Genomic DNA, 8,672 nt, shown 5'->3' with positions numbered 1-8,672 from the left:
CCGCGCGCCCGCTGCGCCCCACCGCCAGCGCCGCCGCCGCCACCGCCAGCCCGCCCAGGATCACCGCCCCCCAGCGCGTCGCATCGGGCAGCGCGAACCACGCCGCAATGCCCGCCCCGATCATCACCGGCACCCACAGGAACAGCTGCCCGCGCTCGGCCTCCAGCCAGCGCTCGACCCGCACGCCGACACCGCCCGGCCATGCCGGGGTCGGGAACCGCATCGGCCCCCATGCGCGCGCGGCGTCGGTTCCCATCGGGGCGACAGCTTGGGCCACCCCTAGTCCCTACGCAACCCACTCCAATACCCTACGTATCACTGCGGTTTGAAGCGCACGAAACCGCGTGCTAGGGGCGCAGCCGGCCATCCCGGCCACCCTGTACAAGCTGGAGATCGCGCGGTTGAGCGCTGCACCTGAGCCTTCGGGCACGAACATCGTTACGCGCTTCGCGCCCTCGCCGACCGGCTTCCTGCATATCGGCGGCGCGCGCACCGCGCTGTTCAACTGGCTGTTCGCGCGCCACCACGGCGGCAAGTTCCTGCTGCGGATCGAGGATACCGATCGCGCCCGCTCCACCGAACCGGCGATCGCAGCGATCCTCGACGGCATGCAATGGCTCGGCCTCGATTGGGATGGCGAGGAAGTCTATCAGTTCGCCCGCGCCGATCGGCACGCCGAAGTCGCGCACGCGATGCTCGAAAGCGGCCACGCCTATCGCTGCTGGATGACGCAGGAGGAGATCGCGGCACAGCGCGAGGCGGCGCAGGCGGCGAAACAGCCCTATCGCATCCGCAGCCCGTGGCGCGACCGCACCGACGGCCCGCTCGACCAGCCCCACGTCGTGCGCATCCGCGCCGAGCGCGAAGGCGCGACCACGATCCGCGACCTTGTTCAGGGCGAGGTGACGGTGCAGAATGCCGAGCTGGACGACATGGTCCTGCTGCGCTCGGACGGCACGCCGACCTATATGCTCGCGGTGGTGGTCGACGATCACGACATGGGCGTGACCCATGTCATCCGCGGCGACGATCATCTCAACAACGCCTTCCGCCAGTTGACGATCATCCGCGCGATGGGCTGGGCCGAGCCGACCTATGCCCATATCCCGCTGATCCACGGCGCGGACGGAGCGAAGCTGTCGAAGCGCCACGGCGCACTCGGCGTCAACGATTATCGCGACGACCTCGGCGTCCTCCCCGAAGCTTTGTTCAACCATCTCCTCCGCCTCGGCTGGGGCCATGGCGATGCCGAGATCATCGACCGGGACCAGGCGATCCAATGGTTCACGCTCGACGGCGTCGGCAAGTCGCCCTCGCGCTTCGACCTCAAAAAGCTCGACAGCCTCAACGGCCATTATATCCGCGCCGCCGACGATGCGCGGCTGGCCGAACTCGCCGCCAAATTCCTCCCGTTCGAACCGACGGCGGAACAGCGCGATCTTCTGCAGCGCAGCATGCATGCGCTCAAGCCGCGCGCTGCCAGCCTGATCGAAATCGCCAATGGCGCGGCCTTCCTGTTCGCCACCCGTCCGCTCGAAATCGACGCAGATGCAGCGCCGCTGCTTGAAGGCCCGGCACGCGAACTTATTTCGCAACTGCACAGCGCGCTTGACGCGGTGGCGGACTGGAATACGGAAGCACTCGAAGCTGCGGTACGTGAGGTCGCAGAGTCGGCGGGCGTCAAACTGGGGGCGGTGGCACAGCCATTGCGCGCGGCGCTCACCGGCAAGCGCACCTCACCGGGGATTTACGACGTGCTCTTCCTGCTGGGGCGCGACGAAAGCCTCGGCCGCATTGCAGATCAGATGACGGCCTCCCCGGGCAATTGACACGGACGGCTGAAGGAAAGGAAGTGACGATGACCGACTCCACCCTCAATCTGGGCGACAAGGCATATCCCGTGCGACAGGGTAGCGTCGGCCCCGAGGTCGTCGACATCCGCAAATTCTATGCCCAGACGGGCATGTTCACCTACGACCCCGGCTTCACCTCGACAGCATCGTGCGAGAGCGGCCTCACCTATATCGACGGCGACCAAGGCATCCTGCTCCACCGCGGCTATCCGATCGACCAGCTCGCCGAACAGTCGAGCTTCATGGAAGTCGCCTATCTGCTGCTGAACGGCGAGCTGCCGAACGGTGACGAACTGGGCAAGTTCACCCACACGATCAGCCGCCACACGATGCTGCATGAACAGCTCGCGACCTTCTATCGCGGCTTCCGTCGCGACGCGCACCCGATGGCGATCATGTGCGGCGTGGTCGGCGCGCTCTCGGCCTTCTATCACGACTCGACCGACATCAGCGATCCGCACCAGCGCATGATCGCGTCGCACCGCCTGATCGCCAAGATGCCGACGATCGCGGCGATGGCGTACAAGTACAGCGTGGGTCAGCCGTTCCTGTATCCGGACAATTCGCTGTCCTACACCGGCAACTTCCTGCGCATGACCTTCGGCGTCCCGGCGGAAGAGTATGTCGTCGATCCGATCATCGAATCGGCGATGGACAAGATCTTCATCCTCCACGCCGATCACGAACAGAATGCGTCGACCTCGACCGTGCGTCTCGCCGGCTCGTCGGGCGCCAACCCGTTCGCGTGCATCGCGGCGGGCATCGCCTGCCTGTGGGGTCCGGCGCATGGCGGCGCGAACGAAGCCGCGCTCAACATGCTGCGTGAAATCGGCCATCCCGATCGCATCCCGGAATATATCGCCCGCGCCAAGAACAAGGACGATCCGTTCCGCCTGATGGGCTTCGGCCACCGCGTGTACAAGAATTTCGACCCGCGCGCGAAGGTGCTGTCCAAGGCCGCGACCGAAGTGCTCGACAAGCTCGGCATCAGCGATCCCGTCCTCGACACCGCCCGCGAGCTGGAGCGGATCGCGCTCAGCGACCAGTATTTCATCGACAAGAAGCTCTACCCGAATGTCGATTTCTACTCGGGCGTGATCCTGTCGGCGATCGGCTTCCCGACCACGATGTTCACCGTCCTGTTCGCCCTCGCCCGCACCGTCGGCTGGGTCGCGCAGTGGAACGAAATGATCAGCGATCCGGACCAGAAGATCGGCCGCCCGCGCCAGCTCTACACCGGCCCGACCCAGCGCGATTACGTTCCGGTCAGCCAGCGCTAAGGCGCAGGCAAGACGTAGTCGAAGGCCCGTCGGAGCGATCCGGCGGGCCTTTTCCTATGTTTCAAATGCCGTCAGGATCGGGCAGCCATCGCCTTCGCCTGCCGCGCAGCGCGCCGCCAGTCCCGCTAGCGCGGCGCGTGCTTCGGCAAGCCGCGCCATCTGCATGTCGATCGCGGCGATGCGGTCGCGGGCCAGCTCCTGCGCCCGCCCGCGATCCTCGCCCGCATCGAGCTTCAACAGTTCGGCAATCTGCGCCAGCGTGAACCCGGCACCAGCCGCCGCCCGAATGAAGCGCAACCGCGCCACATCGGCCGGTCCATAGCGCCGCACGCCCCCGGCGCGGCTCGGTTCGTTGAGCAGGCCGCGCCGCTGGTAGAAGCGGACCGTCTCGACCCCCACGCCCGCCGTTCTGGCGAGCCCACCGATCGTCATATCCGACACGCTTGACTCCGTACTATGATACGGACCCTATCTGGCGTGGGCACGTTCCAAATCCAAGGAGTTCATCATGCCCGCCAAGCCAACCGCCAGCCTCTACCGCATGGTCATGCCCGGCCATATCTGCCCCTATGGCTTGAAGGCGAAAGCGCTGCTGGAGCGCAAGGGCTTTGCGGTCGAAGACCATTGGCTACGCACGCGTGCGGAGACCGACGCGTTCAAAGCCAAGCATGGCGTCATGACCACGCCGCAGACCTTCATCGACGGGCGACGTATCGGCGGCTATGACGATCTGCGCCGCCATTTCGGCCTCCACGTCCGCGAAAAGGGCGAGACCAGCTACGCGCCCGTGATCGCACTGTTCGGAATGATGGCGCTCATGGCGCTGGCCGCAAGCCATGCCGCCTATGGCTCCCCCTTCACGATCCGCGCCGCCGAGTGGTTCATCTCCTTCAGCATGGTCGCACTCGCCATCCAGAAGCTCCGCGATGTCGAAAGCTTCTCGACCATGTTTCTGGGCTACGACCTGCTCGCCCGGCGCTGGGTGCCCTATGCCTATATCTATCCGTTCGCCGAGGGGCTGGCCGGCATCCTGATGACCGCGCAAGCGCTGCACTGGCTGTCGATCCCGCTCGCCGCGTTCATCGGCAGCGTCGGCGCGGTGTCGGTGTTCAAGGCGGTCTATATCGAAAAGCGCGAGCTCAAATGTGCGTGCATGGGCGGCGACAGCAATGTGCCGCTCGGCTTCATCTCGCTGACCGAAAATGTGATGATGGTGGCGATGGCGCTGTGGATGCTGCTGCGCTGATCACCCGCGCGCGTCCAGTTCCTTGACCAGCCGCTTCGGCGCCTGTGCGCGGTAGCTTTCCTCGATCCACTCGCGCAGTTGCGCCGGATCGGGGATCGCCGCCGCGTCGCACTCGAACGTGACCCACCCGCTCTTGCCCAGCCCATAGCCGGTGGGCCGGGCAAAGGGCAGGTCCAGCGCCACCTCGCCGGTGTAGCGCAGCTTCACCGACATGCGGAAATCGTCGCCCGTGGTGAGATAGGCGAAGGTCTTGTCGTGGACCGCCAGGTCCGAATGATCGGGCCACGGCGCCTTGAGGTGTGCGCCGGGCAGCGTCAGGCCCCATTGGCGCAACGCATCGATGATTTCGCGCGGAGTCGGCATCGGCGCAGCTTAGCGCGATCAGCGCGCCGTCACCATCCGCCGCGCTTCGGCAAGGCCAGCGGCGAGAATATCCGCGCCATCCGGCACCAGCACATCCGGCACCAACTGCCAGCGCGGCCGGTCGGCGACGTCGTAAACCGGCTCGGCCGAATATTGCAGTTCGAACCCGGTCCGGTCGAGCCGCAGCGGGAACACCGCCGCGCCTAGCTGCATCATCGGCGTCCCCACGATCCGCGCCCGGCCCAAGCCCCGCATCCCCATCGGGAACCCCTCGGCCATGCTCGCGCTCCAGCGGTCGCACAGCACGATCACCGGCCGGTCATAGGTGAACGGCCCGCGCGGTTCGACCCATTCGGTCCATGGCGCGCTCAGGCCCCGTCCTGCGCGCCGCCGCATCAGTGCATAGGGCGCGCGGGTGGTGATGAACCGCCCCATGATCGGGCGCGCAACCGCCGTATCGCCCCCGCCATTGCCGCGCACATCGATGATCAGCGCCGGCGCATCGCGCAGTTGGGCCAGTGCCGCGTCAAATGCCCCGGTCGCCGCATAATCGCCAAAGCTGCGGATCGCGATCAGACCGATCCCGCCTTCCAGCCGCCGATGCGCGATGGTCGGTGGCTCATCGCGCTGCGGGATCGGGAGCGCGACCTCCCCCTTCCCCGCCACGGTGAACTGCCGCGCCATCGCGCGCTTGCCCGCCACCACCGCGTTGATCGCAAACTGATCCGCCGCCGGATCGGGCCGCGCCAGGCAGGTCAGCGCCGCCGCTTTGATCGCCTCACCTACCGCCACGCCATCGACTGCGGTCACGACATCGCCGATCGCCAGTCCCGCTGCGCTCGCCCCGGAATCCGGAGCGACATTGGTTATGCGCAGGCCACTGGCGCTCCGCTCCACCAGCAGGTCGAACGGCGGCATCCGCGCGATACCATTCGGCCCGCTACGCACCGATGTATGCGGGTCATACAGCTCACCCAGCGCCGCGCGCAGGACATGCGCGAGATCGTTCCAGCTCGGCGCCGCGATCGCACGCGGGCGATAAACGCGGCGCACCTTGTCCCAGTCGGTCGCCTTCTCGCCAAAGAAGCAATAGCGGTCGCGCAGCGTCTCCCACATCTCGTCGAAATCCTGCGCGAGCGTGACGTCACGCGGCGGCTCCTTCGCCCGCACGGCCAACGGAAGGGCAGGAAGGGCAAGGCCGGCGGCAAGACCGCGCAACGCGGCGCGGCGATCGATCATGGTCATGGCGGCGGACCTATCACGCCGCCACCCCGCTTTCAACTACAGCTGTAATCGAATCGGTCAGCCGTCGCGGGCGGGAAGGGTCAGGACAAACCGGGCGCCCTGGCCGGGTGCGCTGTCCACGGTGATGTCCCCACCCATCGCCCGGGCAAGCCGCCGCGCGATGTAGAGACCCAGACCGCTGCCGCCCGGCTCGGTCGGATCGACGCGCCCGAATTTCTCGAAGATGCGGGCATGGTCCTCTGCCGCGATGCCCTTGCCCTGATCGGCGACGATGACACAGCCAAGCGCGCCCTCACGCTCCAGCCGCACCCATACCGATCCGCCCGGCGGCGAATAGCGCAGCGCATTGCCGATCAGATTGACCATGATCTGCAGCACACGACGGAACTCGCCGGTCGCGGGCAGGCGCTCGTCCGCCTTGGGCTTGTCGATCCGCACATCCGCCTCGCTCGCGCGCACGGCGAGCAGGCCAGCGGCGCGGCGCGCGATATCGGCCAGGTCGATCGGCTCCGCCTCGACCTCGAAATCATCGCGCTCGACCGCGGTCAGGTCGGCAAGGTCATCGACTAGCGACAGCAAATGCCGCCCGGCATTGGCGATGTCGCCGGCATATTCGGCATAATCGGTGCGCAGCGGGCCATCGATCTGCGCGCTGATGCTGTCGGCATTGGCGATGATCCGGCTCAGCGGCTTGCGCAGCGCACGGTCCAGCCGCTGGCCGAATTCGCTGGTGAATACCGCCTCGGGCGCTGCCGGCGGGTGCGCCTGCGCATCCGCGTCCGCATCGATCATCTCGGCCGCGCCGGTAAAGCCGGCAAAGCGCAGCTGCGCATCGACGCGCGGGCTGGCAGACAGCCGCACGCGGCGCCCGGTGCCGCGCAGCTCAGCCACCTGCCCCTCGAACCGCCCCTGCTCCGCCGCCGCGGTCAGGATCGGCAGCGCGCCCTCGTCATCCGCCTCCAGCGCGAACAACAACGTCAGCGGCTGCCCCAGCATCTTGCCCGCATCGAAGCCATAGCGCGCGCCCGCCTCCAGTGAGAGATGCGTCAGCCGCATCGCCGAGTCGCATTCCCACACCCAGTCGGCGTCAGAGCGCAGGAAATCATCCTCGCGCCCCTCATCCGCCACCGCCCGCCACGCAGCGCGCGGACGCCAGCCACTGACCTCCAGCCGCACGCCATCGGCGTCAGGTTCAGCGCGGACCCACAGGTCGATATCGTCCTCACCATCCGCCGCGACGATGTTGCGCGAAATCGCGATGCCCAGCCGCAGTGCCAGCCGCGCGATCGACGCGATCTGCGGCACCGCCAGTGGCTCGCCCTGCTTGCCCCCGGCGCGGCTGTTCAGATCGGACAGGCGCGGTTCGGCGTCGAGCAGCCGCCCGTCGCGCCCGACCCGGCCGATCGCCACCGGCACATGCGGGTCCATCGCGTTCATGCCGCGCCCCCCAATGCCTGCACCGCCGCGCGATAATCGCCCGGCAGCCGCAGCCCCGCCAGCGCCGCGCGCGCATCCTCAACCTCAACGGCCATGATCGTGTCGAGCGTTTCGGCGAACGCTTCGATATCGCGGCGCGGATCGGCTTCGGTCAGCGCCAGGCCCAGGCGCGCAATCGCCTCCCGGTCCAAATCCAGCGCGCGCAACGCGACCCACAACCGCCCGCTCCCCGCGTCGAGCGCAAGGCTGCGTGCAACCGTGTAATCCACGCCAAGTGCATGGGCGAGCAGCCCTGCGAACAGCGTCACGCGCCGGTCGCCCAACGCTTCGTTGAGCAACTCGGGCAGCTCGTCCGGCTGCGCATCGATCGCCACCGCCAGCCGCATCACCGCCGCCTCGACCCGGTCGCCCTCGTCATGCGCGGCGAGGCTGCGCTGCGCCGCCTCCGCCAGCACGCGATCGAGCGTGGCGACATCCTCGGCGACCACCCGCTGTCGCAGCGCGGCGGCGACCCACCATACCAGCTTGTGATGCAGCTCGGCGGGCAGATCGGTCTGCGGCAACGGCCCGGCCTCGGGCAGGCTGCGGCGGCGACTCTCGGCGATCAACACACCCATCGCACTCTGCGCCAGCACCCGGTCGGGATGCTGGACGAAACGGTTGATCAGGCTCGGCCGTTCGGGGTCGTCATGCGCCTGTACCGGCATGCCGCTGGCCAGCAGCTCCTGCCGCACCTGCGCGATCAGCTCGCCCATCAGCTCACGATCGCGCAACAGGCCCGACTCGCACAAAGCGGTGAACACGCCATCGGCCCCCGCCAGCGCATCGGCCAGCGCGGTCTCACCCTGCACCTGCAGCTGGCGCACGCCATGATCGCGAATCTCGCCCTCGACGGTATCGACCAGGGCGCGCAGCAGGCGACTCAGCCCGACGCGCGTCCGCTCGTCCAACCGGTGCGATTCGGGGAGGAAAAAATCATCGATCGCCGTCGCCAGACCGCGGAAAGCGGCAGCGTCCGCGCCCGCGACATGCGCGAGCAACGTGCGGGCGCCCCGATCGGTGGCGCCGTCACTCATGTCGACATTCGGGTCGGACATGGTCTCCGGAATAACGGAATGCGGTTAACAGCCCGTTGACGAAGTCGGGTCCGTCTGATTCAGAGAGAGTATTGAAGGACGAGATAGGCTGCAGCGATGGCGATGAGGCGTGATGGGGATGTTCAGCCGGATCTGATCGTGTCCTGGTCGG

9 protein-coding genes are annotated in these 8,672 nt (G+C 67.5%); 3 read left to right on the top strand and 6 right to left on the bottom strand.

The genetic code is table 11. From position 1 onward, the window contains the following. Positions 1-256: hypothetical protein (locus KYX69_RS22575; RefSeq protein WP_367280222.1), on the bottom strand; the 256-nt coding region annotated here is incomplete at its 3' end. A gap of 136 nt (positions 257-392) precedes the next feature. Here KYX69_RS22575 and gltX point away from each other — a divergent pair. Further along, positions 393-1,829, top strand: coding sequence for a glutamate--tRNA ligase (gene gltX / locus KYX69_RS22570; RefSeq protein ID WP_300501614.1), 1,437 nt, complete (start codon positions 393-395; stop codon positions 1,827-1,829). A gap of 29 nt (positions 1,830-1,858) precedes the next feature. Continuing rightward, entirely contained in the window at positions 1,859-3,133 is a 1,275-nt protein-coding gene (locus KYX69_RS22565; RefSeq protein ID WP_300501612.1) for a citrate synthase, read from the top strand. A 54-nt stretch (positions 3,134-3,187) separates the two neighbouring features. Here KYX69_RS22565 and KYX69_RS22560 read toward each other — a convergent pair whose 3' ends face one another. Then, positions 3,188-3,565 carry a MerR family transcriptional regulator gene (locus tag KYX69_RS22560; protein WP_300501613.1) on the bottom strand — a complete coding sequence of 126 codons (378 nt, stop codon included), beginning with the start codon at positions 3,563-3,565 and terminating at the stop codon, positions 3,188-3,190. Between the two features lie 76 nt (positions 3,566-3,641). Here KYX69_RS22560 and KYX69_RS22555 point away from each other — a divergent pair, with 76 nt between their 5' ends. Then, positions 3,642-4,379, top strand: a complete 738-nt coding sequence (locus KYX69_RS22555; protein ID WP_300501611.1) for a glutaredoxin — start codon at positions 3,642-3,644, stop codon at positions 4,377-4,379. Here KYX69_RS22555 and KYX69_RS22550 read toward each other — a convergent pair whose 3' ends face one another. The 4 genes from KYX69_RS22550 to KYX69_RS22535 are packed head-to-tail and all read right to left on the bottom strand — an operon-like array spanning position 4,380 to position 8,521. Then, a complete protein-coding gene (locus KYX69_RS22550) occupies positions 4,380-4,742 on the bottom strand; it encodes an MmcQ/YjbR family DNA-binding protein (RefSeq protein ID WP_300501610.1) in 363 nt (120 codons plus the stop codon). Positions 4,743-4,760: 18 nt separating this feature from the next. Continuing rightward, positions 4,761-5,987, bottom strand: a complete 1,227-nt coding sequence (locus KYX69_RS22545; protein WP_300501609.1) for a S41 family peptidase — start codon at positions 5,985-5,987, stop codon at positions 4,761-4,763. 57 nt (positions 5,988-6,044) lie between these two features. Then, the gene (locus KYX69_RS22540) at positions 6,045-7,424 is read right to left on the bottom strand and encodes a HAMP domain-containing sensor histidine kinase (protein WP_300501608.1); all 1,380 of its coding nucleotides are present in this window, start codon (positions 7,422-7,424) and stop codon (positions 6,045-6,047) included. Further along, positions 7,421-8,521 carry a DUF2336 domain-containing protein gene (locus KYX69_RS22535; protein WP_300501607.1) on the bottom strand — a complete coding sequence of 367 codons (1,101 nt, stop codon included), beginning with the start codon at positions 8,519-8,521 and terminating at the stop codon, positions 7,421-7,423. Before KYX69_RS22535 ends, KYX69_RS22540 begins: the two co-directional genes overlap by 4 nt. Positions 8,522-8,672: the final 151 nt, after the last annotated feature.

It is taken from the genome of Sphingomonas sp. (genome assembly GCF_030145815.1).
Taxonomy (GTDB): Bacteria; Pseudomonadota; Alphaproteobacteria; order Sphingomonadales; family Sphingomonadaceae; genus Sphingomonas.
The sequence above is the reverse complement of the archived record's forward strand: the minus strand, read 5'-3'. Positions and strand labels throughout refer to the sequence as shown.